The organism is Bradyrhizobium sp. Bra78 (genome assembly GCF_024519855.1).
In the GTDB taxonomy this organism is placed as follows: domain Bacteria; phylum Pseudomonadota; class Alphaproteobacteria; order Rhizobiales; family Xanthobacteraceae; genus Bradyrhizobium; species Bradyrhizobium japonicum_G.
Map to the genome: position 1 here is coordinate 162,684 of NZ_JALJRE010000015.1, position 22,430 is coordinate 185,113.

Here is a 22,430-nt window from a genome sequence, read left to right on the forward strand (position 1 = left end):
GGGACGTGCCGGACGCGACGTAGTACGATGATGGCCAGGCCTGCCGGTCAAAGATCCTGGGGCCTTCATTGGCTCGCAGGCCCGCGGAAATTGCGAATCTCGTCGATGAATTTGAGGTACTTCGCGCCGAGAAAGTCCTGATCGAACTCACGCGCGCGGCCCATCGCATTAGCCTGGTATCGGCCAAGCGTCTCGCGGTCCGACAGGACCTTTTCGAGGCCGGCGCGCCACGCATCCACGTCTCCCGGCGGCAACAGCAGCCCCGTTTCATCGTGTTCGACGAGTTCGGGAATTCCGCCGAAGTTGCTGCCGAGCACGGGAACTCCCAGGCCGAGGGCCTGAATGACGACACCTGGCGAATTCTCCAGCCAGATCGACGGAATGCAAAGCACGTCGCTCGTCGCGATATGATTTATGGCTTCCTGCAGCGGAACGTGGCCCGTGAAGTTGATCCACGAATGATGACCGAACCTCTTTCGCAACGCGGGTTCATGTCCGCCGCCGCCAACGATCGTGAACGTGAACGGCCAGCGATCCACGAGCCCCTCGGCGGCTTCAAGCAGGACATCTATTCCCTTCGCTTCGTGCAGCCGGCCCGCGTAGACGAATCGGACCGACGCTGAATCGGCGCGCTGGACTGTTGGCGACGGGTACTTGTTCGCGTTGAGAATGTGCGCGGTTGGGAATCGCTTCAGCGGCTGAAACTCGGCATTCCGTTCCAGATTGGCGCGGGATGGAGAACAGAAACCGATTCGCCGCATCGAGAGAATCCCGCGCCGCTTTACGCTCGCCGAAAGCTTGCACACGCCGCATTGCGTTTCGCAGGTCTTTCCGTTGACGAACATCGTCAGCCGCAGGCAGGACAGCGCCAGGTCCGGCATGACGTACATCATCGGGAGATCGCGCTTGGCAAACTCCTGCAGAACGTTGTGTCCGATGCCCGTCAGATAATGCACATTGCAGAAGTCGGGCTTGAACTCGTCGAGCACGCGGCCGACGATACGCTGATTTCTCGGGTCCAGATGATCTTGCAGATGCCACAACGGCTTCAGGTAAGTTTCATCGACGCGTCCCTGCTTATAGATCGGGTATGGCCGCGGCATGTAGATACTCCAGATTCTCATGCCATCGACGAGCTCGCCGTGCTTCTCCTCTGCGCGAGACTTTGCAGCCGTGAGTACGCCGATTTCATGTCCCTGCTTCTGGAGCCAGGAGGAGAGGTTGAAAGCAGAAATCTCAGCACCACCGAGCACATTCGGAGGGAACATTGCCGAGACAACCAGAATGCGCATACTTTCAAGCTCCAAATGACTAGCGGATCTGGCTCCTTTAAGCGCAGACACAGCGCCTTTTTATGACGTGCCCAGGTCATCCAGCATCTTGCAGTATCCGGGCCAAATGCCCGGCTCACCCGCTCCAGTCACAATGAACTGAGGCAGCCTAGCCGCGCACAACCCAAGAGATATTGGATGCGAATGCGGCGCTGCAGGATTGCAGCGCCGAGTGCCGGTGCCATCCAGTCTGACGTGCGTTATCTCGTCAGAGTCTGAATGTTAACAGCCGAGTCCGTTCCGGCGATCATAAGCGAGAAGAACTTGATGAACTCTGTGCTGGGCGATTCCGACACCACGATCGCGTCGTGATCTCGAACTTGGAAGGAGTCGGCGAAGAACAACCCGTCGGGCTTGCTCCAGTCAAAGTTGTAGACGGTCGGAACCAAATCGCCGGGGAAGCGTTCGACGTCGATTCCGGCCGACTTGAGCAGATTGCGCGGCTCAAGACGAAGAACATAGACCGAAGGTGAATTGGCGCGAGCGCCGTCCAAGCCGCCAGCCTTCGCGATCGCCTCAGCCAACGACATCCTGTCGTTTTCGAAGGTGAATCTGCGATTGTTGGTGCCGCCGATGGAGCCGGGCGAGGGCGTCGATCCGAAGACCATGAACACGCGCGGTTCACGGGACAGATAAACGACGTCGCCTGGCGCAAGGAATGCGTCCTCTTCCGGATGACGCACGATCGAACTCATCGTTTCGGTGTACGTCCGGCCGCCTCGCTTGACCCTGACCTTAGTTTCCCACGACGGGTATTTCGGGCCGCCCGCGCGCGCGATTGCGCCCATCACGCGAATCCCGCCCGGGTCGACCGGAAATCTGAGCGGCGCATTGACCTCGCCGAGCACGCTGATCTGGTTCCCGCGTTGCTCGACGACGGAGACGACGGCCTGCGGATCGATCGCGCGGTTCTTGATCCGCTCGCGAACGATGTCGGCAACCGCACGAGCGGTCAGCCCGGCGGCCTTGATCGTGCCTGCGTAAGGAACCGTGATGTTGCCGGATTGGTCGACCTGCTGGCGAGGTATGTCCACGAAGTTACCAGGCCGGACGCTGGCCTCTCGCGGAATGAAGAGTCCGCCGGACTGGGCCTCGAACACGGTTACAGTAACGATATCGCCGACGCCGATGGTGATGTCTTTGTAATTTCCGCCAGGCAAATTGCGAAAATTGCCGCTGACGTGATCGCTGATCGAGTTTGCCGCCTTCATGATCTGCGGGTCCACCGCCAGAAGCGCGTAAGGCACCGGCGGGCTGGGCGCGACCGTCAGCGCCGCATTTGAGACGACCGAAGCCCCGTTCGGCGCGTCCTGCGGCGTAAGCCCGCCGCACGCCGCCAAGCAAATGGCGGAGATGGCAAGCGCGGGAGAAACTTTGAACATCGATACTAACAAACGCGCATCCTATCTCACACTTAGCCTGCTGAATTCTTAGCAGTCGCACCATTTGAGACCAAGTCTGGATCAGGTTGCAACGGACAATGAAAATCAGTGTTGCAATCCGGTCACGTCGCGTTTCGCTAGAAGACAAATTTCGACAGGTGCCTTGGCGACGTTGTGACCACCAGTGCGTAAACTTTGAGCAGTTCCTGATGCGTCCTCTCGATGCGGAACATCGACACGAACCGATCGTAACCAGCCTCTCCCAGCGCTCGCAAATTCACCTGTGAGGCTCGCCTCAGTCCCGCCACAAGTGCCTGTGTTCCGGCAGGATCGCAGATCAACCCGGTGAGCCCGTCCTCGATGATTTCCGGCAGCGCGCCTGCGCGAAATGCCAGGATCGGCTTGTGCGCGCGCATTGCCTCCAGCGCGACGAATCCGAAGGCTTCCCACCGCGACGGGATCACGGCGATGTCTGTCAGGTCGAGCTGGGCCTCAATGTCCGTCCGCGCGAGCCAGCCCAGAAGGGTGACATTCGAAGGCATGGTGTGGTCGCCTTCCTCGTTGACGACCGCGGATCCGATCATTCGGACGTCAATAGACGTCTCGAGCTGCCTCGCCGCCTCGATCAGGAAGTCATATCCCTTCTGGCGATCAAGGCGTCCAATGAACAATACCTTCAGCTTTGATGTGTTCCAGCTGGCATCATCGCGACTGAAATTTGGGCGCTCGTTTCGCATTCCGCTCAGGACGAGGCTGAGCTTCTTCTCCGGGATACCGGCGTCGCGAGCTGCCGAGTACTCGTTTTGCGAGATACAGATGATTTTGTCGGTGACCTTGGCGAGCAACCGCTCCGCCACTTTGGCGACGGCGTTGCTGAAGCGCGACGTCTCGCGCGAGAAGGCCCAGCCATGCGAGCAGTAAACGATGGCAGGACGATTGCGCATGAAAACGAACGCCGTTCGCACGATCAGGCCGGCGAGTGTCGAGTGAACGTGCACGATGTCCGGTTTGGCAACCTGCACTTGCCGCATCGTCTCAAGAGCCAGCCTCATCAGGCTGGGCAAGTTCCGCCCTGAGCGGTCAAAGGCGACGATATTGGAATTCGCAATTCCGATCAGGTCGGCCCGGTGATCCGACGGAACGATATAGCACACGTTTTCCTTGCCGAAAGTCTGGCACTGAAGCGCGTGCAATTCGGTGAAATAGGTCGCGATCCCACCGCGAATAGTCTCGGCAACGTGGATGATCTTAAGCCGAGGGGAATCAGGCGTCATTCGAAAATTGGCTTGATGGAGACATATGCGACCCACACAACAAACACCCGGTCTTCAACGATATTCCTGCTTCGGTTTTGAGCAAGCCCGGTACAGGCTGAGATACATTCGCTGACAGACTTAACCAAAACGAGCTTTGTGGCAATTCAGCGCCCCCACTAAATTTTGCGGGTGCGATTTCCTGGTCCGCCCTTTGCTGGTCTCTGGACTGCACACACAAACACCAGCTCAGCCTCGAATGGTAGCGCCATCCGATCTGCCGCTCAGCCGCCAATGTCTATATTTCCGCCCAAGCGATTGCAACGCGAATATCTAACGTCGCTCCGCGCGCTTGCTTGGCGCGCGGAGTGCAAGAAGAACGGCGAGTGCTGATCGCGAGGCAGCCTGCGCGGGCGTTGCACCCTACACGAGCAGGAAATTGTCGTGCGTTAGGGTGGTCGAATTGACATGCGCGAGCAGAATCGAAGCACCATCGCCCAGGTGAACAATCGCGTCCGCTCCCGTCTGGGTGACGTTCAGGTGAGCGAAGTCGGCCGCGAGCGATTTGGATATCTGGATGACGTCGTGGTTCGCGGAGGCGCCCGCGTGAAAACCGGAGATTTGATCGTTGCCGTGGCTGAAGACAAAAGTCGTCGAACCGGCCGCCGTGAACAGGTCGTTGCCGTTGCCGCCCCTCAGCGTTACGCCCGCCGCGTTCGCCGTCTCGACGTGTGTGCCGTCGGTTTTGAGCAGATCCGTCTTCTGCAAGACTCCTGCGGGGCTGTAGGTCTTGTCCTGCGCGCCGGACGAGAGGAAGGTATAGATGTCCTTCACGCCGCTGCTCTGGGTTACGACTTTGGATGCCATCAGTCCCTTTGCGTCGTAGTAAGTCGCGGTCGAGCTGCCGTCCGAGCCGGTCGCAAGCGTGTAGTCGAGCGTACCGTCAGCGTGGGTGCGGGTCGCCGAGTTCAGCTTGCCGGCAGGATCGACGTGCTGAACGATGTTGACGTATGACTGGCCGACGATGCCGTAGGCATAGTTGTCCTGGCTGTGATCCGCGTGCAATACATACATCTTGGTCTTCACGCCGTCCGTGAAGAGAGACGTTGAGGTGGATCCGTCCGCGTTCTTGACGCTTTCCTGAGTGATCGACCCCGCGGCATCGAACAGATCGTTGACCGACGATCCATCCGTGTGATGCACCGTCTGCGCCAGCTTCGTGCCGTGAGCGTCGTACTGCGTGCTGGTCTTCGTCCCATGGGCGTCGACGACCTGGGTGTACTCCAGGGTTCCATCCGCATGCGTGCGGACGATGGACGTCAATTGGCCCGATGCGCTGACGTGCTGGACGATGTTTTCGTAGGATTGACCTACGACATTGAACGCGTAATTGTCCTGACTGTGATCGGCGTTCGTGACGTACATTTTCGTCTTGATGCCGCCCCTGAACAGCGAAGTCGTGCTCGCGCCGCCCGCGACGACCACAGTTTCATTCAAGAGAGCTCCGACCGAGTCGAAATTGTCGGTGGTCGTGACGCCGCCTGCCATTGCGACTTTCTGTGCGTAGCTGCCATCGGCATGCAGCCGCTCGAACAGCACAAGGTGACCCGCCGCGTCGAAGCCGCTGTGTTCCGTCACATAAGCCTTTTGCTTGATGTTCAGCGCGTAGATGTCCTTCGTCCCGTCGGGACGCGAGATCGACTGGGCGATTTTCACGCCCTTGGCATCGAAGCTGGTCGACGTCGCCGTGCCGTCGGCGCTGCGCGTCTCGGTGTAGTCCAGGGTTCCGTCGGCGTGGGTTCTGACGACGGACGTGACGACGCCGCTGGCGTTCACGTGCAGAACCTCGGCGACGTGGCTCTTCCCGACGATGTTGTAGAGGAAATTGTCGTTCGAGCGGTCGGTATGGGTGACGAACATTGCCGTCTTGACGCCCGAAGTGAAGAGCGTGGTGCTCGTCGAGCCGTCAGCGTTGGTCTTGGTTTCCGACACGAGCGCGCCGGCCGGGTTGTAATGATCGTCGATCGCGCTTCCGTCCGCGCTGATATAGGTCTTTCCGGTGAGGGCGCCCGAGGCGGATTTGTGAGTCACCTCGGTGACATATGATTTGCCTGTGATTCCATAGACGAACACGTCCTTCGACTTGTCGCTATGGGTGACCGTCATCGACGTCTTGACCCCGTTCGCGTAGGACGAGGAGGCGGTTGATCCGTCGGCGTAGGTCACGAGGTCGTAGACCGTGAGGCCGGCCTGATAGGCCGTTTGCTCGGTCGACGTGAGCGCACCGGTCGAATCGTAGTTCTTGGTGAGGCTCCAGGTTGACGTCGAGGTGGTCACCGCGAACGAATAGCCGCCCTTGATCGTCGAAAGCACGTTGCCATAGTGCGAGATCATGTAGTCCATCGTCGCTTTCGTCGACACGGCAAGAACATGAGTGTCGGTCAGCGTGATGGACTTGACGGTTCCGGCGGCATTGAGGTCGGACAAATCGGCCACGATTTCGGCTGCGGTGCCGGTGACATTGGTCACGGCCGGCTGCGTCACCGAGGTGGCGGGGGCGTCGATCTCGATGATGAGCGGATGGTCGCTCACGGGCACGGTGAAATCCTGGACGTTCGTATAGCTCGCGATCGGCTTCGTGGTGTTCAGCGGATCGTAGATCGTGACGGTTTTGTGCACGCTGTTCAGATGAACATGAGCCCGCTTTGTCGGGTTTGCGATTTCGACGTCCTTCGCGTCGTTCCAGAGCTGCGGTTCGGCCCAAACCACCAGATCGTAGGCCCCATTGCTCTTGCCGAGAACCATGCTGCTGCCCGTTGAGGGCAGGTTCTCGATCGTGTAGCCGAGCGACTTTGTCGGCGTGTGGCCGCCTGCACCATCGTCAGCAAGGAGTGTCGTCAGATTGTGGATTGCGGTCGCGGCCAGCTTCGGGGTGCCGTCCGCATTGAAGAGGCCGAACTTGCCTTCGGGGTCGGAGCTGCTGCCGTGGTCGAGCAACTCGTAGAGATACGTTGTGGTGACCCCATCCTTGAAGGCATCGACGAGTGAATTGAGAATGGACTTTGCCTGCACCAGTTGGTCGACGCCGAGGCCCGAATAGCTTGCCAGGGTGGTGTAGCCCGTCTCGGTAATGACCGAAGGGTTGTTGGGAGAGCTGGTTGAAGCGAGGTCGACGGCGTACTTGATGCCGTAGTTTTCGGGCGTAGTCGTCGCGACGTAGGCGTGGGACGACGAATAGTCCGAATATTTCGAGAGATCGCCAAGCCGAGCGTAGCCGCTCACGTCGTTCAGTCCCAGCGTCATGTTGTAGACCGCGACGTCGCTGAGATGTGCGTCGGCCTTGATGGCCGTGTACAGATCCTTCTGAAATTGCGCGGCAGCTTGCAGGGAGGAGCTGCCGTGGTAGGTGAAGGCTTGGATATTGGCCTCGTTGAGACCCTCGATCGCGATGACTCTGTTCGGATACGCTGCGACGAAACCGTCGAGGGAAGCGAGGAACTGGGCAATGCCAGCCGCACCGGATGCCGGCAGGTCGGACGTCACGACGAAGTCGAACTTCACGCCGGCAGCCGCAAGCGCATCGATCACCGGGATTGCCGACGGATCGGTTGGCAGGGAATCGCGGATCGTCGTGACGCCGAGATAGCGCAGGTCGTCGATCATGAGACTCGAGTTGGCGTAGCTTCCCCAGGAAGATGCGGCCGAGTAGGCGGCATGGGCGTTGACTGCGATCGAATCGACGAATGCATGCGCGGAAAGGACGGCGGATGATGTGCTTGTCGTCGTCATGAAGAGATTCCGAGTTGGAGAGTTTCACTCATCTCTGTCATGCAACTTGGAAGTTTTCGTGTTTGAAGATGGTAAAAAGAGTTTCGTCACAGTGTTCCCAATGAGGTCGATGATCGCGCAAGCGCCGCGGATCGCGTACGCGTGCGCGAGGTTCCGCAAAATGGGTCTGCTCATTTTCGATGCCATCGGGCACGAAAACGAGTCCGTCCCCGTGTTCTCACGGGCAACGAAGATGCGATCTCCGATGAGAAAGTTGGCAGATGCTTCGTTCGTAATCAGCCGACGTCCGGCGTCGCACGGATTTGCGTGAATCGTAAATCCGATTCCGGCCGTCAGGTGTTCAAGCGTTGTTAGCCAGATGTTTATCGTGTGCTCGAGTTGCCGTTGGCGTGAAAGAGTGCAGATCGGTCCGGATGGTTGCGGCTTCTCGCTTGCACGACGGCGAAGCAGCGCGCGACTTTCGCGTTATCGATCTGCTTACGGGCGGGCTCGCCTGGGCGCATGAAGTTCCGGGGCGGTCTGACTTTGAGTCTTTGTTGCAGTTCGTTGGACGGTTCACGGTGCCATACGATCCTTGCGGTATCGGATATCGACTGCCAAGCGCAGCTGCCGAGAGGCTGCGCGAGCCCAGCCCCGATATTGGCCGCTTGGAAAGGCCGTGGAACTTGCTACATCATGGTCGGCGGAGCCGGTCGCAAGCATCGGTTAAGAGGCGTCCAGCAGGGTGATGATGAGCATGTGGAGACAGGATCTTCAGCGAAACGCAGCACGTAATGGTCTGACTGGCGCCCTGATCGCTTTCGTCACGTCACCCGGCTTCGCTCTTGTGTCGCGTGCAAGGCTTGCGTCCTGGCTGGACGACCGGGGCAAAGGGGGCAGGGCTCTTTCGCGGCTCGTCTGGCGGTCTACCGTCAGGAATTACGGATGCTATGTTGCCCCTGCCGCGCGCCTCGGCGCCGGCCTCTGCCTGCCGCATCCGGTCGGAATCGTGATCGGCGAAGGTAGCGTGATCGGAAACGACGTGACGATCTACCAAGGCGTCACGCTCGGCAGGGCTTCGCACGACGTCGACGCCTATCCTTCGATAGACGATGGTGCGGTGATCTACGCTGGCGCAACATTGCTGGGCCGGATCAGAATCGGACGCAACGCGGTCGTCGCGGCGCATTCGGTGGTTCTGTCTGACGTGCCGGACTTTGCCACGGTCGTGGGGGCGCCCGCGAGGATCGTCGGCACTGTCAGGCCGGAAAGCCCGTTGTTGACGGCGGATATGAATCGGGCGACTTCGTCGCGCTAAGCCACTTCGGATGCCAGACCTTGCAGCCCGTCCAGGGACTTCGGCGAAGCGTCGGAGCGCGGCAAAATCTTCGCAGGGGCACCTACCGCCACGGAATTCGGCGGCACGTCCTTGAGCACGACGGCGTTTGCGCCGATCATTGAATTGCTGCCTACGGTGATGCTCCCGAGGACGACACAGCCTGCCATCAGGGAAGCTCCGTCCTCGATCCGCGGCCGGCCCCGATCGGTGTGGTCTTTTCGACCAATTGTGATGTGCTGCAATAACGTCACGCGCTTTCCGATATCACTGGCACCCACGACGATTCCGTACGGATGCGGAACATAAAGGCCGCCGTCGACGCTCGCCGCCAGGGCAATTTCCGAGCCGAACAGCAGGCATGTGAACCACCAGACGATGCGGCGAAGAATCCGGCCGACGAGCGGTACCCGGAAGAGTACCTCCTGTATGCGCCAGGCAAAGACGAACTGGAAGCCTGGCGTCAGCAACAGCATGCGTGCAACAAATGCAAAGCCTACCGAGGTGTGTTCGCGCGAGGCGTAATGAGCAAGATCCTCTTTGATCTTGTCGATGATCTTCATCTTCTCTGTCATGAACGTGAGCTCCGCAACGTCGGCTGGGCGCTGGCTAGATCCAAACGGCCTCGATGGGTCGGCAGGGCGACCTTCATTTCCACTCATCCGCTGTTGTCGGGAGAGGACGATGCGCCGGTCGAGCGAAGCGCCCCTGCCAAGAACCACGCGCGCATGAGCAACAGGATAACCGCGGTCAGGAAAATTGCAATTCCTGCGCCGAGGAGGCCGAGAGTTACAATGCCGACGCAGGTCATTGCGGTCGAAAGACAGACCCCGATCGTGTTGATGGCAGCGTAGGACGCATCCTTTCTCGTGCTCAAGAGCCCGACATTACCCAGATCTGAGCATGAGCGCAGCACGGCTGCCGCAAGCAGCAGCAGGAACAAGCCGCGATGTTCGCTCAGTCCCTCCATGGCCATGTAGCGCAGCGCCACTTCGCTCGCCGCGAAAATGGCCACGGCCATTCCCGTGGAAATCGAGATGACCTTGTAGAATTCACCGCGAAGGGCTTCGCGCCATGCCTCGCGATTCCCGCTCGAATAGGTCGTCACGAGAACCGGCAGGGCAGTTTGAACGACGGCAGTCGATACCAGCGTCTGCAGCGAATTGCTGAGCGACCAGAAGAACGTATAGATTCCTGTCGCCGAGAGTCCGAGAAAGAAGCTTACGATGTAGCGGTCGAGATACATGAGCCCGACGAGGCTGACATCGCTCACATAGATGTGCCAGGATTTCCTGAGGCGGTTGGTGATCCAATCGAAGTCGACTTCCCGCGACAGCACGCCACTGAGTTTCCACTTTCTTGCCATGATGCAAAGCGCAACGAGGGCAAAAACGTTCGAGACGATCCATGCGCACAGCACCGTTTCTATCGAGCGCAGTTGCGGAAACAACAGGCCGAGGCCGATGACAAAGGGAATCCAGACGGCGGAACGAAGCAGAACGAGCACATTGGCTTCGAGCGCCTTGTCGAGGCCGATCAACGGCAGGTGCAAATCGAGCCCGATCGTTTCGAGCCACACCAGGACGGCGATCAGCGCGTAAAGGAGGCTGATCGTGCGGTGCAGGTACAGCGACAGTAATAGCGCCAGGATCGTAGCCAGACTCAGCGAAGCGAATGTGACGAACAAGCGATTCCGGACTCGAATTGCCGCTTCGGCCGGGGACAATCCCACGACCTCGCGCGCCACGAAATAATTCAGGCCCCAGCCGATCACCGCCGGAGCGAGGCCTGTGACACCGACCGTCAGCCCATAAACACCTGCCGCGTCGTAGCCCAGATATTTGATGACGTAGAACGAAAGCAGGAATCGTAGCCCTAGCGTCGCCGATCGAATGAGTACATTCGCGAAGGCAACCAGCTTCTGGGGGACTTGCATTGTCAGGGCACCGATGATCCGTGATTGTGCAGGGCAAGCATATCATCCGACCGGTGTCAAAGGCGAAGCGTCATCGCGCGGGTTACTGCTCGCCTGTATGCACGCGATCATTCTGCGGCACGCCAATCCGCCGAATTTTTGACCGCTTGTGCCTCATTGCAGGCAGGAATCCGATTGCGCAAGATTCGCTCTCAAGTCGAATGTCGCAAGGCCGCTCGTGCGGTTGCCAGAGAGGCGCGCCGATCAAAGGCGGTCGGGAGGTTGATATCGAGAACCGGTGCAATGCAGGGAGGCATCTCGGGTCGAACTGCGCTCCCGCTCGTCATTGCCCAATACGACAGCCCGATCGGCCGGCGTGCTTCCATCGCGACTGCCCCCGCCTCTGCGCCGCCTGAGCGGGCAAGCCTCGCACGGTTCGAGACCGCGTGGCGTCGCATCGAAACGCAAGGCGGGCGGTTCAAGGCTTCAATCCGTGCGGTTCCCGTCCGACGGCTGGCGATGGCCAATCGCGGTGTTCATTCGATCTTAGCCCTCGTGGACGTATCGGCGGAATCAGGGCGAATTGCTCAACGCCCCTTTTACTGTTCCCGGCCTAGGCTGATCGAAAGGCAAAGAAGAGTAAGTATGAGTTAACCAAGGGGAGGTTGGAATGAAGGCAAAACTCACGCGCGACAGCGCGAGGGCGCTTGTCGACGCCGGTTACATGCCTTTGTCGCATTATATAGAGATGTTCGGTGAGGACGGTCCGCCAGAGACGATCTCGCCCAGCATCGTCCCGAAAAAACGGCGTAGCGCGCCGGCCAAAAAGCTCCCGGTCGAGGCAGGTCGGGTGAAGCACGACCGTCACTCACGCCGGCGTCCCTGACGATCGAGCGGGACGTGGTCGCTCGTATTTTCTTGCAAGAGGGGACTGGCGACCGCGCTCTGGACTTCGACCGAAGTCTTCCGGCCGCCCGTGCGAAGGCGGGCTGCGATGGCGTTCCGTAGCCGGACCTCGATCAGCTCATAGGTGATAGTCGAGGCAACGAACGAGGACAGCAGTCCGAGGGCGACGAACATGGGCCAAACCACCCATGATGAGTAGCCATGGGAAACCAGCCGTGCCCCGACAACCTGCAGCGGGTAGAGCGCGAACGGGTGAACGAGATACAGGCTGTAGCTGATCTTGCCGACGAATTGTGGTGCAGCTTTCGACAGCAACTGCGCAATGGTCGAGGCCGGGTTCAGGACTGTCGAAAACAAGATGAGGCCTGGAAGCAGCCCCAGGAACGGATGAACATACTCCAGCAGCATGTACGTCAATGCCAGGCACGTGAAGCTGAGCAGCAGTCCCGATGCGCCTCGCGCTCCGATGCGCAGGTCGATCGCCCTTAGCGCGAACCCGACCAGAAAATAGGCCGAGATCGGAAAGTAGAGAACGGTGATGGCGCCACCAAGCACGAGCAGGGCGGTAACCGGCCGGGAGCGCGTGGCGAAATAAAAACCCGCCGCGAACCACAAGTAGAAGACCCACTCATATGTCAGCGTCCATGCGTTCTGCTGCCCAAGCGGTAGATGCAGAACGTCGGGAAGGAAGAGCAGGTTCGCGAGGAAGATCTTCGCGTAGTCCAGCGCATCGATGCCCTTGAAGAATTTGTATCCGACCAGCGGCCCGATGGCGAAGAGCGCGAGATGAAGGATGACAAATACAGGAAGGATGCGCAGACAGCGGTCGACGAAGAATTTCGAGACCACCTGATGCCGGACCAGGCTGGCTGGGATCAGGTATCCGCTTATCATAAAGAACACTTCGACCCCGCGGCCGAAGGTTGCAATGGTCGCATCGAACCACGACGGCACCGGCGGCAGAAAGCCGGCGATGAGGGGCATGTCATAGAGATGGACGAGCAAGACGCTTAGCGCGGCAAGGCCACGCAGCCCTTGGATCGACGGTTCAAAAAGCTGAGCTTGGGCCGTAGAGCCGTGCGGCCCGAAGATATTGCGCCTGCTGTCGGATATCCTCTTGGCGATATACTTCGCCCTCCCTGCGCCCAAAGGACGCTCAAGAAGAGCCATCACCCGCTTGCAACCTTTAGGAGCTGCGGCGGCTGTCTGTTCGCATTGCGGTTCACATGCGGGAGCGGGGACGGCTTTCCAAAAACTTCGCTGAACGCCATGGTGATCACCAGTAGACCGCTCGCAGGGCCGTAGCCGAGAACGGTTATGGTGTAGAAATTCATCACAAAGATGGCAGTGAGCTTGTAGATGTCGCGGGTCCTTGCCACGGCCATGATCACGAAGATCACGAAGATCACGAAGATCGGACCGAACATCAGGTAGGTTCCGATGTAGAAATTATCCACGGGTACGTAATAGCTGGCCTTATTCGAGAACAGTTGCTGAGGATAGTTGAAGCAGCCCAGCCCGCAGCCGGTGAAGTATCCCAGAGGCATCAGATCGTTCATATAGACGAACGGCAGCTGCCAGCTGTTGTTGATGCGATCCTGCAGGCTGTACAGGCCCTTTGCGATCCTCCCCAGATTGGTCCCGCTGAACGCCAGCATCAAAGCAGCTGGGACGAGAAGGCAAAGGAAGGACCAGAGCGCGAGCGAACGAAGCGCAGCGAAACGATGTCGTTCGCCGAATGCGCGAACCAGCAGAAGGGCGCCCAGATAGATCACCAGGACGCCCAGCGCGGTCTTGTTGGTCGAGACCTGAATCGCATAGAGCGCGGGACCCGCCCAAAGCAGGCACCATAGCACGCTCTTGCGAATGGAGGTGAAGACATAGGTTATCAGGACGAAATATGCAGCCATGGTGCTGTCAGCGGCGAACCCTGAAATGCGACTTTCGCCGCCCGTCCACCAAAGTCGTGCCGCAGTTCGCGTCGCGCCGAAAGATTCGTAGGAGAAGGCGACCCATGGCAGCCGCGAATGCGCGGACCAAAAAATCCCGATCATCGACGCGAAGAAGAGAAAATATATGATGTTCAGCAGAACTTTTTGATCCTTGAACTCGCGGCCGCAAAAGCAAAATCCGACAAAGGCGGGCGCGATCATCTTCATGGAAGAGGCCAACCCCTTCACCTCTCCAAGGAACACGTATCCGAGGAAGAGCGCGAAGGCCGTATACAGGACGAGCAGAATGGCGACGATGCTGCCTTGCTTGAACGCATATCTGTACGTGAATGCTCCGACGCAGGCGAATGCAAACACGTCGGGAACGAACCACAGAGCGTCCAGGTGAGTCAGACTCGCATAATAGCGGAAGACGCCGGCAAAAGCGTCGCGGCTGAAATAGAGCAGCACCGCGAAGCCTTCCAGGGTAGGCAGGGCCCAGGCCGCAGGTGTGACCTCGCGTTTTTCCGCTGCCAGCGTCGTTGGTTGATCCATCGTAGGGCCTTCGGTTAGATCGCGCGTCTTGTAAGGGACCAATATGACCCATCGGTAGCGTAGCAAATTGTCTCGATTTTGGTCATTCTACACATCTGGCTCAAATGATCGTCGATTCCGCAGCTTGCCTATAGAATTTTCAGTGCATCGTATATCCCGGTTCATCGCAGTCGCAGTCTTTGTAATAGTCCCTTTGCCGTTTGGGTCGGTCGATCTGATCTGGACCTGGATATGGACGTCGCTTCTGCTTGCGAGTCTGCTAACCGCCAATCTCTCCCGGGTTTGCAACTCGGATTTCTGGGTTATCGGGCCGACGGGCGCTGTTCTGCTGCTATTGTGTGCGCTCGCGGTTTTTCAGATCTTCCCCGGGGTCAGTGATGCGCTCGCTGATCCTTCCTGGCGGGTTGCCAGGGACATTGCGGGAGTGACGGAGCCGAACCGTATTTCAGCCACGGCATCGGTGCCATGGATCGGGTTCGGTTCTTGCTTGCTCTTTGTACTCGCGTTCTTGCGTGCCTATCTGCTTGCCACCGACGAGGAGGCGGCACGGCAGACGTTGAAAACGATCGCGTATGCGGGATTCGCCTACGCGCTATATGGCATCCTGGCGCATCTCGCGGCGCCGAGCGCGCTGCTCTGGAGGAGCAAGGAATACTATCTTCCTTATGCGACGGGAACGTTCGTGAACCGCAACACTGCTGCCGTTTTTTGGGGCAGCTGCTCGATCTTGTTCTTGGGCCGTCTTGCTCGGATTGCATCGGACGCTCTGGTTGCCAAGCAGCCGCGTCGGCACGGTTCGCGTTCATTTACAGACCATCCTGCCACCCTTGCTGGGGGCTTTCTGACATGTCTCGTCGCCACCGGCATGACCGGCTCTCGTGCCGGGGTTCTATTGACCCTGTTCAGCCTTGCCTGCCTCGCCAATCTCCATCTCATGCAACTTCGGTTCCAATCCAGGCATTACTGGCTGGGAGCGGGAGCCGTCGCGGCTGCAACCCTCGTGGGGTTCCTTGTGATCGGCGGAAGTGTTGTCGGCCGGGTTAGTCTGTTCGGCCTAACTGACGGTCAACGTGCCGAAGTCTATCGGACGGCACTGGAGATGTTGCGCGGGCATGAATTGCTCGGCATAGGCATTGGAAATTTCGAGACTGCATTTCCGCCTCACCGCCCGGCAAGTCTTGGCAGTCAGGGCATCTGGGACAAGGCGCACAGCACGCCGTTGGAAATGATGATTTCGGTCGGGCTTCCGTTGGGAGCGACAATTTGCGCCATCGCCGCTTTCTTCTGGGGGCGGATGCTCTGGGGGACTTTCTCGAGGCTGCGCGACCGAGACATTCCCGCCACCGCTGCCTCGGTGTTTCTGCTCGGGGTGTTGCATTCGTGTATTGATTTTTCACTACAAATTGCTGGATTTGCGGTGATATTCGCGGCAATTTCGGGCTGCGGCCTGGCTCAGTCGATATCCACGACCCGACGTCCGCAAAAAATTTAGGCAATTTACCACTCGTTAAATTTACTCAACCGCTCCCCGGGAAATCCTGTATGTCTAATCGATGTTTTTTCTTGGAAGGAATTGGGGTTTCCAGATGCGCATGATACCCGGTTTGGTGATTGCATTGCTGCTGGCGCCATCGACATCGAATGCGGCGACCGCCGTTGACGTGGCCTGCGTACCTCTTTCCGGAGGCGTGACCGCTGAAAAGGCAACTCAGTTTCTCGATAATCCGCCTGGGCTGTTGAGTGGAATCCCCGAGGGGGAAGAAGGCAGGCTGTCCGCAGCAATTCGAGACTTCGCCTCGATGCGCCCCGAGACGGTGGAGGGCATTGGATCGCTATCGAGCGCCAGTTCTCCGGCGCAGAACCGAGCGATTGGCGCTGGACTTGGAACGGCCGCATCGACATGCGTGCTCAGTCGGCCGACGACCGCCATGGCAATCCAGGCCGCTGTCCTGAAGACCGAGAATAGCGATCTCATTCAATCTTTCGTAAGCATCACCGGCGATGTCCCGACGAACGTCGTTCCCGGCTCCGATCCAAACGGGGATTCGATCTTTGGCGGCGGGCGCAGTACCTCTCCGGTCCAGTCCCCTGGCGCGGTAAGTACTTCCGTGAGCAGCACTTTTACTGCGGCCTCGGCTCCGGCTTCGACGACGTTCTTCTCGGCGGCCTCGGCCACCTCGATCAATCCGCTCGCGCAGACCAGCCCGACAAACTGAACGAAGCGAGCCATTTAGACGCAATTTTACGAAATTGCGCAATCGGGTCGAGAACTTTCGAGTCTACCGTCGAGCGATCGAATGTATCGCGGGAGGCGGTGATGAAGCATCTGGTTGCAGCTCTGTTTGTTCTAAGCTCTTCGTTGCCGTGCCTTGCGGTTGAGCAGGGAGCGAGCAAGGGAGTGTTCCTGAAGGAGGCTCAGAACGTTCTGGCTCCGTTGCAGTTTGTGAAATTCTGCATGAACTACTCGAGCGAGTGCGCGCAGAGCTCGCCTGAAGCGCGATTGCCGGCTCAGGATGTCGCTCTTTCGACCCTCGCCGAGGTCAACGCGAGCGTGAACCAAGCCATTTCGCCTGTGCAGAAATCAACCGATCCGCTGCTGGCGCGTTGGACGATCTCGCCTTCGTCGGGAGATTGCAACGACTATGCAATCACCAAGCGCCATCTGCTTCTCGCCAAGGGGTGGCCTGCGAGTGCCTTGCGTCTGGCGGTCGTCTATGCCCCCGCTGGAGGGCACCTTGTGTTGATCGTACGGTTGCAGGACGGTGACTATGTCCTGGACAATCTCGTGCCGGACGTGCGCGATTGGCGGAGATCGAGCTATCTATGGGTGTCGATGGAATCCGGCGAGGATCCTCGCTTTTGGGTTTCGATCGCCAAGCAAGATCACCGCGATTTTGCCGAGCTCGGGAACAGGTAAGGGCCGCCGCAAGCAGGGCGATCGGTTTTCTTTTGCAATGCACAAAGACTTGCCGTATTTATCCGTTAAGCGCGGATGATCCATGACATACGGTGAGACCAAGTGCTTCGTAGAGACCGCAATCGCCTGTTGTGCCTTTATTCGCGTACTCCGATCTTGGTGCGATCGCTCCTGGCCGTGGTGTGCTTCACACTGGCTGGTGCGCCGTCGGCAACGGCACATTGCCTGCCGTTGCTGTTGAGGACTCCGCCGGTCGAGCTTCGCGTTTTTGCGGCCGATCCGGCGCATCTTTTGAAGTACGCGAACAACGACAAGACCAAGCTCGAGGACAAAGTAACGGAGTATTTGGCCACCGACCCCGATCTGCTGCCCCAGATTGCAAAATTGATTTCATTGGCTCCAGGGTCGAATCGGTCGGCAATCGGACGCGGGCTTGCTCGAGCGGCACAGCATTGCGGCCCGATCGAGCCCAAGGTCGTGCAGAGCATCATCGATTTTGTACGAAGATCGCAGGACTCGTCGGTGAGCGCCGGATATGCGTCGATTGAGAGCGACGCACCTGTTCCGATTTCGGCGCCGAGCAAGCCGGTCGCCCAGTCCAACTCGTTATTCGAGGGAGAATGGAACATGGATGTCGGCAATCCGTTCGCCCCCGTCCCGCTTCCTCTCGAACTGCCGCGGTAGCGCAGCATGTATCAGCCGCGAAATTCTTTCGAGCCTGGGCAGTCTTCGTCGTTTCCGCTCAACACCGCCGTTTTGACGTTCGAGCGGACGCTCGACATTGTGCGCCGGCAGTGGCCGTTGATCGCCTCTGTCGTGGGCTTCTGTCTGGCTGTGGTGGTGGCGTACGCCCTGACGGCCACCCCTTATTACACGAGCTCCGTCAGTATTCTCGTGGATACCCGTCAAGCGGTTATGAACAAATCGACGGACGCGGCGAACAGCACGCTGATTGATCCCGGCTTCGTCGAGAGCCAAGTCGAAATTCTCACGTCCGACGACCTGGTGCGCTCGGTCGTAGATACGTTGAACCTCACCAGCGATCCTGAATACGTCCAGGGGGACATGATCTCCTACGTGGTTGGCTCAATCACCAATCTGCTCGGTCTCGCCGAGCCGGAATCCAAAGATTTTGTGAAGCGGATGGTGGTCGCCAGCCTCAAGAAAAATCTGAAAGTGGAGCGGGTCGGCGTCACCTATGTGCTGACAATGTCGTTTCGATCGACCATGCCTGAGAAGGCGGCGAAAATTGCGAACGCCCTGGCAGATGCGTACATGACCAGCGTCCTGGAAGCCAAGTACCAGTCGACGAAGCGAGCGAGCGAATGGCTGCAAAGGCGAAGCACTGAGCTGCAGCAGCAGGCGATGGAAGCCGATCGGGCGGTTCAGACGTTCAAGGCTGAAAATCACATCGTTGGGACGAGCAAGGGCTTGATGAACGAGCAGCAGCTCTCCGACGTCAATACGCAATTGATTCAGGCTCGCGCCAGCACCGCGGAGGCCAAGGCCCGGCTCGACAGAATCAACGCGATCACCGACCAGGATCTTGCTCAACCGACGGTGACTGACGCTCTTAGCAACACCGTGATTACGCGACTGCGCGCGCAATATCTCGATCTCGCCGCGCAGTATGCGGATTGGTCGAACAAGTACGGCAAGGAGCACCAGGCGTCGGTCAACCTGGCTTCCCGCATGCAGGAACTGCGGCGGGCGATAAAGGACGAGGTCAGGCGCATCGCCGATGCCTACAAGAGCGATTACGAGATTGCGCGAAGCAGGGAAAGTTCGCTCGAAACGGACCTTAACAAGCTCGTGGGCGAATCCGGCAGCGCCAGTCAGGCCCAGGTGAAGCTGCGCAATCTGGAGAGCGCCGCCGACACCTATCGGACGCTGTACAACAACTTCCTTCAGCAATTGCAGGAAGCGACGCAAAACCAGAGCTTCCCGATCAGCGAAGCCAGGATCATCAGCACGGCTCAGAAACCGGACAAGAAGAGCTGGCCGAGAACGGGGCTGCTGCTCCTGGGCGGGCTGATCGGAGGCCTGTGCTTCGGTCTCGGTGGTGCCGTCGGCAAGGAGTTGCTGACCGAGGTCCTGCGGACGCCATCTGAGGTCGAGACTGAGACAGCGCTGCAATGCCTTGGCACGCTGCCTGAGCTTCGTCCGGAGGCGTCGGATGGTTCGTCGTCGGACACGCGCGGGGCGGCGCTTACGCGATATGCGCTCGAGCATCCGTTCTCGCGGTTTGCCGAAACGCTTCGCAACATCAAGACCGCCGTCGACCTGTCGCGTCTGACGAGAGAGACGAACGTCATTGCCGTCGTCTCGTCACTTCCAAAGGAAGGAAAGACGACCGTTGCCGCGAATCTGGCGCATCTGGCCGCTCTCGCAGGGCATCGCGCATTGCTGATAGATGGCGATCTGCACACTCAGACATTGACCCGGAAAATCGCTCCCGGCGCCAAGTCTGGTCTCGTCGAGGCTCTCGCGGAGCCGGGGCAGTTCGAGCAGCACATCCAGGTCGACCGGCAGTCCAATCTTCACTTTCTGCCGTCGGTCGTGCGGGCGCGGCTGGTCAATTCGGCTGATTTGCTGTCTTCCCAGGCGATGTCGGATTTTCTCAAATCGGCGAGAAAAAAATACGACTACATCTTTGTCGACCTCGCTCCTGTGCTTCCCGTGACGGACGCCAAGGCGGTCGGACATTTGGTCGACGCCATCGTTTATGTGGTTGAGTGGGGCAAGACCCGCCGTGCGGCGGTGAACGAGGCCATCGTCGATCTTGAAGTGTTCAGAGGCAAGATCGTCGGTATCGTGCTGAATCGAGCCAATCCGAAAACGCTGAAGCGAATTGAGTCGTACAAGGGGCGGCACTATTCCGACTATTACGTCGAGCAAGCCTGAGAACAAGCACGGGTCCCGCCGCCCGTCGGCGGTATATGCAGCCATCATCAACGTCGTAGTCGCTGCGACGGCACTCGTCTGGCTGCTATCGGCTGCGAGTTATACATTTCGGCCCACGTTGCAGGATCTGGCCGAGCGTTTGAGCCGTGGCGAGAACTACGACAATGAGGTGCTCGAACGTATTGCGGCCCGTTACGACGACGCCTCGGGGGCATTTTGCGATCCCCGGCAGCGTCGCAACCTGCTGCTGGTCAACCTGCGGCTCCTGAGCAATCACCTCGAATCCGGCAGCGTCGATTCGCTCGATGCGAGCCTGGAGAACGTGACGCGCTCGGCCAAACACCTGATCGCGTGCTCGCCCTCGGAATCGATCGCTTGGCTGGCGTTGTACTGGGTTGAAATTCGAGCCGCAGGCTTTGGCCCGACCGCGGTTTCCTATCTCACTCAGTCGTATCATTTCGGGCCGCATGAAATCTGGGTGCAACTTTTCCGCGCGCCGCTTGCGCTGCGCGCCTACAGCTTCCTGCCGGAAGACCTCAAGCGACAGACACGCGCCGATTTCGACGACATCGTTGGCGCCCGTCTCTTTCCAACGGCCGTTCTGATGTACCAGGCCGCATCACAAGCGACCCAAGCCGTGCTGCTCGAGGGCATGTGCGACGATCCGATCGAGGTGAGACTCATCTTCCGTCGCTTCGCCGAAGGTCGCGGGCTGCGCATCGCGCATGCGTGCTTTGCCGAGCCCGACCATCCAGCCCGCGGATAGTATTTTGCAAAGAAATGGCCGACGACGACCGCTTCTCGCCGTCGCGCGTGGAGCGCCGGCCTTTCGAACTGGCCCCCTGAGCTGCTGCTCCACATCGTGCATGCATCGCCATCGCGGCACGTCCGTCGCCGGACGATGGAGCGGAATGCCGCTCTCAATGCATGAAACGGCCGCAAAGCCGAGCCTTGCTTCGGACGTATCAGTCTGGCATTGCAGTGCGAGATGGATGAGGCGACGAGTTGATCATGGCTCCTGTGATTGTCACCGGTGCGGCCGGTTTTATCGGTATGCATCTATCTGAACGCCTCCTCGCGCGCGGAGAGGATGTGGTCGGCATCGATGCGATCACGGCCTACTATGATCCAGCTTTGAAACGCGCTCGACTTGACCGCCTGCAACGGTATCCCGGATTCAAGTCTTATGAGACGGACCTTGCCGATCCCGACGCCACGGCGCGGGTCTTCGAGGATGTGCGGCCCGACCGCGTGGTGCATCTGGCGGCGCAGCCCGGCGTGCGCGCGTCGATCGATGATCCCATCACCAGCATCCGCGCCAATTGTGACGGCTTTGTCACCGTGCTCGAAGCCGGCCGGCGCCACGGTTTGGCGCATCTTGTCTACGCTTCGTCGAGTTCCGTCTACGGCGCCAATCGCACCTTGCCGTATTCGACCGAGCATTCGGTCAACCATCCGGTCAGCCTCTATGCCGCGAGCAAGAAGGCCAACGAGCTGATGGCGCACACGTTCGCACATGTTCACAAGCTGCCGGTGACCGGCCTTCGCTTCTTCACCGTCTACGGTCCGTGGGGCCGGCCCGACATGGCCGCCTATCTGTTCACGCGCGCGATCTTCGCGAACCAGCCGATCAAGATTTTCAATAATGGCGATATGTGGCGCGATTTCACCTATGTCGACGACATCGTCGAGGGCGTGATCCGCACGCTCGATCGGCCTGCGACGCCGAATCCGGCGTGGAATGCCGAGCAGCCGGAAAACTCGACCAGCTATGCGCCGTACCGCGTCTACAACATCGGCAACAACAGGTCGGTCAAGCTGATCGAGTTCGTCGAGACGCTCGAGAAGATCATCGGCAAGCCTGCGATCCGCGAGCTTTTGCCGATGCAGGCCGGCGACGTCCTGGAGACGCGCGCCGACATTTCCGCCCTCCAGCGCGACGTCGGCTTCGCGCCGTCGACGCCAATCGCGGAAGGCCTCGCGCGTTTCGTCGAATGGTATCGAAAGTACCACGGCGTCTGATCGCCGAAGCGAACGGCAAGACACGAAAAAAATCGGGTGGCGACGGTTAAGGTTTGTTCAGTTCGCGCAGCATCCTGCCCTAATGTTGGGCGAGCGGCCGGGTAGAGAAATGGTCTAGGGTGTTCAGTGGAACATCCGTCTTCAACGGAAAGAGTTTTTCATGCGAATCGCGATGATCGGAACGGGCTATGTGGGACTGGTGTCCGGAGC

General features: G+C 59.1%; 16 protein-coding genes. 8 read left to right on the forward strand and 8 right to left on the reverse strand.

Translation table 11 applies throughout. The features are described 5' to 3' along the window. Nucleotides 1-65: 65 nt before the first annotated feature. The 4 genes from OC450_RS28750 to OC450_RS28765 form a co-directional block, all read right to left on the reverse strand. Nucleotides 66-1,292: a glycosyltransferase gene (locus OC450_RS28750; RefSeq protein WP_211381865.1), complete on the reverse strand. Its 1,227-nt coding sequence runs from the start codon at nucleotides 1,290-1,292 to the stop codon at nucleotides 66-68. A gap of 239 nt (nucleotides 1,293-1,531) precedes the next feature. Further along, nucleotides 1,532-2,713, reverse strand: a complete 1,182-nt coding sequence (locus OC450_RS28755) for a polysaccharide biosynthesis/export family protein (RefSeq protein WP_211381866.1) — start codon at nucleotides 2,711-2,713, stop codon at nucleotides 1,532-1,534. Nucleotides 2,714-2,850: 137 nt separating this feature from the next. Further along, a complete protein-coding gene (locus OC450_RS28760) occupies nucleotides 2,851-3,987 on the reverse strand; it encodes a glycosyltransferase (protein WP_211381867.1) in 1,137 nt (378 codons plus the stop codon). Between the two features lie 402 nt (nucleotides 3,988-4,389). Beyond that, the gene (locus OC450_RS28765) at nucleotides 4,390-7,755 is read right to left on the reverse strand and encodes a hypothetical protein (protein WP_262049115.1); all 3,366 of its coding nucleotides are present in this window, start codon (nucleotides 7,753-7,755) and stop codon (nucleotides 4,390-4,392) included. Nucleotides 7,756-8,491: 736 nt separating this feature from the next. On the opposite strand from OC450_RS28765, the gene OC450_RS28770 reads away from it, so the two are divergent. Next, on the forward strand, nucleotides 8,492-9,052 hold the full coding sequence (locus tag OC450_RS28770) for a serine O-acetyltransferase (RefSeq protein WP_211381869.1): 561 nt from the start codon (nucleotides 8,492-8,494) through the stop codon (nucleotides 9,050-9,052). Here the strand turns inward: OC450_RS28770 and epsC are convergent. From epsC to OC450_RS28790, 4 genes are all read right to left on the reverse strand, one after another. Continuing rightward, the gene (epsC, locus tag OC450_RS28775) at nucleotides 9,049-9,645 is read right to left on the reverse strand and encodes a serine O-acetyltransferase EpsC (protein WP_283814049.1); all 597 of its coding nucleotides are present in this window, start codon (nucleotides 9,643-9,645) and stop codon (nucleotides 9,049-9,051) included. The genes OC450_RS28770 and epsC overlap by 4 nt on opposite strands. An 83-nt stretch (nucleotides 9,646-9,728) precedes the next feature. Continuing rightward, nucleotides 9,729-11,006: a lipopolysaccharide biosynthesis protein gene (locus OC450_RS28780; protein ID WP_211381870.1), complete on the reverse strand. Its 1,278-nt coding sequence runs from the start codon at nucleotides 11,004-11,006 to the stop codon at nucleotides 9,729-9,731. Between the two features lie 843 nt (nucleotides 11,007-11,849). Further along, nucleotides 11,850-13,061 carry an acyltransferase family protein gene (locus OC450_RS28785; RefSeq protein WP_262049116.1) on the reverse strand — a complete coding sequence of 404 codons (1,212 nt, stop codon included), beginning with the start codon at nucleotides 13,059-13,061 and terminating at the stop codon, nucleotides 11,850-11,852. Continuing rightward, a complete protein-coding gene (locus tag OC450_RS28790) occupies nucleotides 13,061-14,377 on the reverse strand; it encodes a hypothetical protein (RefSeq protein WP_211381872.1) in 1,317 nt (438 codons plus the stop codon). Before OC450_RS28790 ends, OC450_RS28785 begins: the two co-directional genes overlap by 1 nt. A gap of 142 nt (nucleotides 14,378-14,519) precedes the next feature. Between OC450_RS28790 and OC450_RS28795 the strand changes: the two genes are divergently transcribed. The 7 genes from OC450_RS28795 (at nucleotide 14,520) to OC450_RS28825 (ending at nucleotide 22,220) form a co-directional block, all read left to right on the forward strand. Further along, nucleotides 14,520-15,869, forward strand: a complete 1,350-nt coding sequence (locus OC450_RS28795; RefSeq protein WP_262049117.1) for an O-antigen ligase family protein — start codon at nucleotides 14,520-14,522, stop codon at nucleotides 15,867-15,869. Between the two features lie 61 nt (nucleotides 15,870-15,930). Next, nucleotides 15,931-16,593, forward strand: coding sequence for a hypothetical protein (locus OC450_RS28800; RefSeq protein WP_211381874.1), 663 nt, complete (start codon nucleotides 15,931-15,933; stop codon nucleotides 16,591-16,593). A 101-nt stretch (nucleotides 16,594-16,694) separates the two neighbouring features. After that, on the forward strand, nucleotides 16,695-17,294 hold the full coding sequence (locus tag OC450_RS28805; protein ID WP_211381875.1) for a transglutaminase-like cysteine peptidase: 600 nt from the start codon (nucleotides 16,695-16,697) through the stop codon (nucleotides 17,292-17,294). Nucleotides 17,295-17,396: 102 nt separating this feature from the next. Beyond that, entirely contained in the window at nucleotides 17,397-17,978 is a 582-nt protein-coding gene (locus OC450_RS28810) for a hypothetical protein (protein WP_262049118.1), read from the forward strand. 6 nt (nucleotides 17,979-17,984) lie between these two features. Further along, nucleotides 17,985-20,198, forward strand: a complete 2,214-nt coding sequence (locus OC450_RS28815) for a polysaccharide biosynthesis tyrosine autokinase (protein ID WP_211381877.1) — start codon at nucleotides 17,985-17,987, stop codon at nucleotides 20,196-20,198. A 118-nt stretch (nucleotides 20,199-20,316) separates the two neighbouring features. Then, the gene (locus OC450_RS28820; protein WP_262049119.1) at nucleotides 20,317-20,964 is read left to right on the forward strand and encodes a hypothetical protein; all 648 of its coding nucleotides are present in this window, start codon (nucleotides 20,317-20,319) and stop codon (nucleotides 20,962-20,964) included. Between the two features lie 245 nt (nucleotides 20,965-21,209). Next, complete coding sequence (locus OC450_RS28825; protein WP_256809087.1) at nucleotides 21,210-22,220, forward strand: NAD-dependent epimerase/dehydratase family protein; 1,011 nt, start codon at nucleotides 21,210-21,212, stop codon at nucleotides 22,218-22,220. Nucleotides 22,221-22,430: the final 210 nt, after the last annotated feature.

What these genes read in the sequence shown, in the direction of transcription:
- OC450_RS28765 (WP_262049115.1), bottom strand. Translation starts at nt 7,755, where the DNA reads ATGACGACGACAAGCACATCATCCGCCGTCCTTTCCGCGCATGCATTC.
- OC450_RS28825 (WP_256809087.1), top strand. Translation starts at nt 21,210, where the DNA reads ATGGCTCCTGTGATTGTCACCGGTGCGGCCGGTTTTATCGGTATGCAT.
- OC450_RS28790 (WP_211381872.1), bottom strand. Translation starts at nt 14,377, where the DNA reads ATGGATCAACCAACGACGCTGGCAGCGGAAAAACGCGAGGTCACACCT.
- OC450_RS28755 (WP_211381866.1), bottom strand. Translation starts at nt 2,713, where the DNA reads ATGTTCAAAGTTTCTCCCGCGCTTGCCATCTCCGCCATTTGCTTGGCG.
- OC450_RS28800 (WP_211381874.1), top strand. Translation starts at nt 15,931, where the DNA reads ATGTTTTTTCTTGGAAGGAATTGGGGTTTCCAGATGCGCATGATACCC.
- OC450_RS28815 (WP_211381877.1), top strand. Translation starts at nt 17,985, where the DNA reads ATGTATCAGCCGCGAAATTCTTTCGAGCCTGGGCAGTCTTCGTCGTTT.
- epsC (WP_283814049.1), bottom strand. Translation starts at nt 9,645, where the DNA reads ATGACAGAGAAGATGAAGATCATCGACAAGATCAAAGAGGATCTTGCT.
- OC450_RS28780 (WP_211381870.1), bottom strand. Translation starts at nt 11,006, where the DNA reads ATGCAAGTCCCCCAGAAGCTGGTTGCCTTCGCGAATGTACTCATTCGA.
- OC450_RS28750 (WP_211381865.1), bottom strand. Translation starts at nt 1,292, where the DNA reads ATGCGCATTCTGGTTGTCTCGGCAATGTTCCCTCCGAATGTGCTCGGT.
- OC450_RS28770 (WP_211381869.1), top strand. Translation starts at nt 8,492, where the DNA reads ATGTGGAGACAGGATCTTCAGCGAAACGCAGCACGTAATGGTCTGACT.
- OC450_RS28785 (WP_262049116.1), bottom strand. Translation starts at nt 13,061, where the DNA reads ATGGCTCTTCTTGAGCGTCCTTTGGGCGCAGGGAGGGCGAAGTATATC.
- OC450_RS28805 (WP_211381875.1), top strand. Translation starts at nt 16,695, where the DNA reads ATGAAGCATCTGGTTGCAGCTCTGTTTGTTCTAAGCTCTTCGTTGCCG.
- OC450_RS28760 (WP_211381867.1), bottom strand. Translation starts at nt 3,987, where the DNA reads ATGACGCCTGATTCCCCTCGGCTTAAGATCATCCACGTTGCCGAGACT.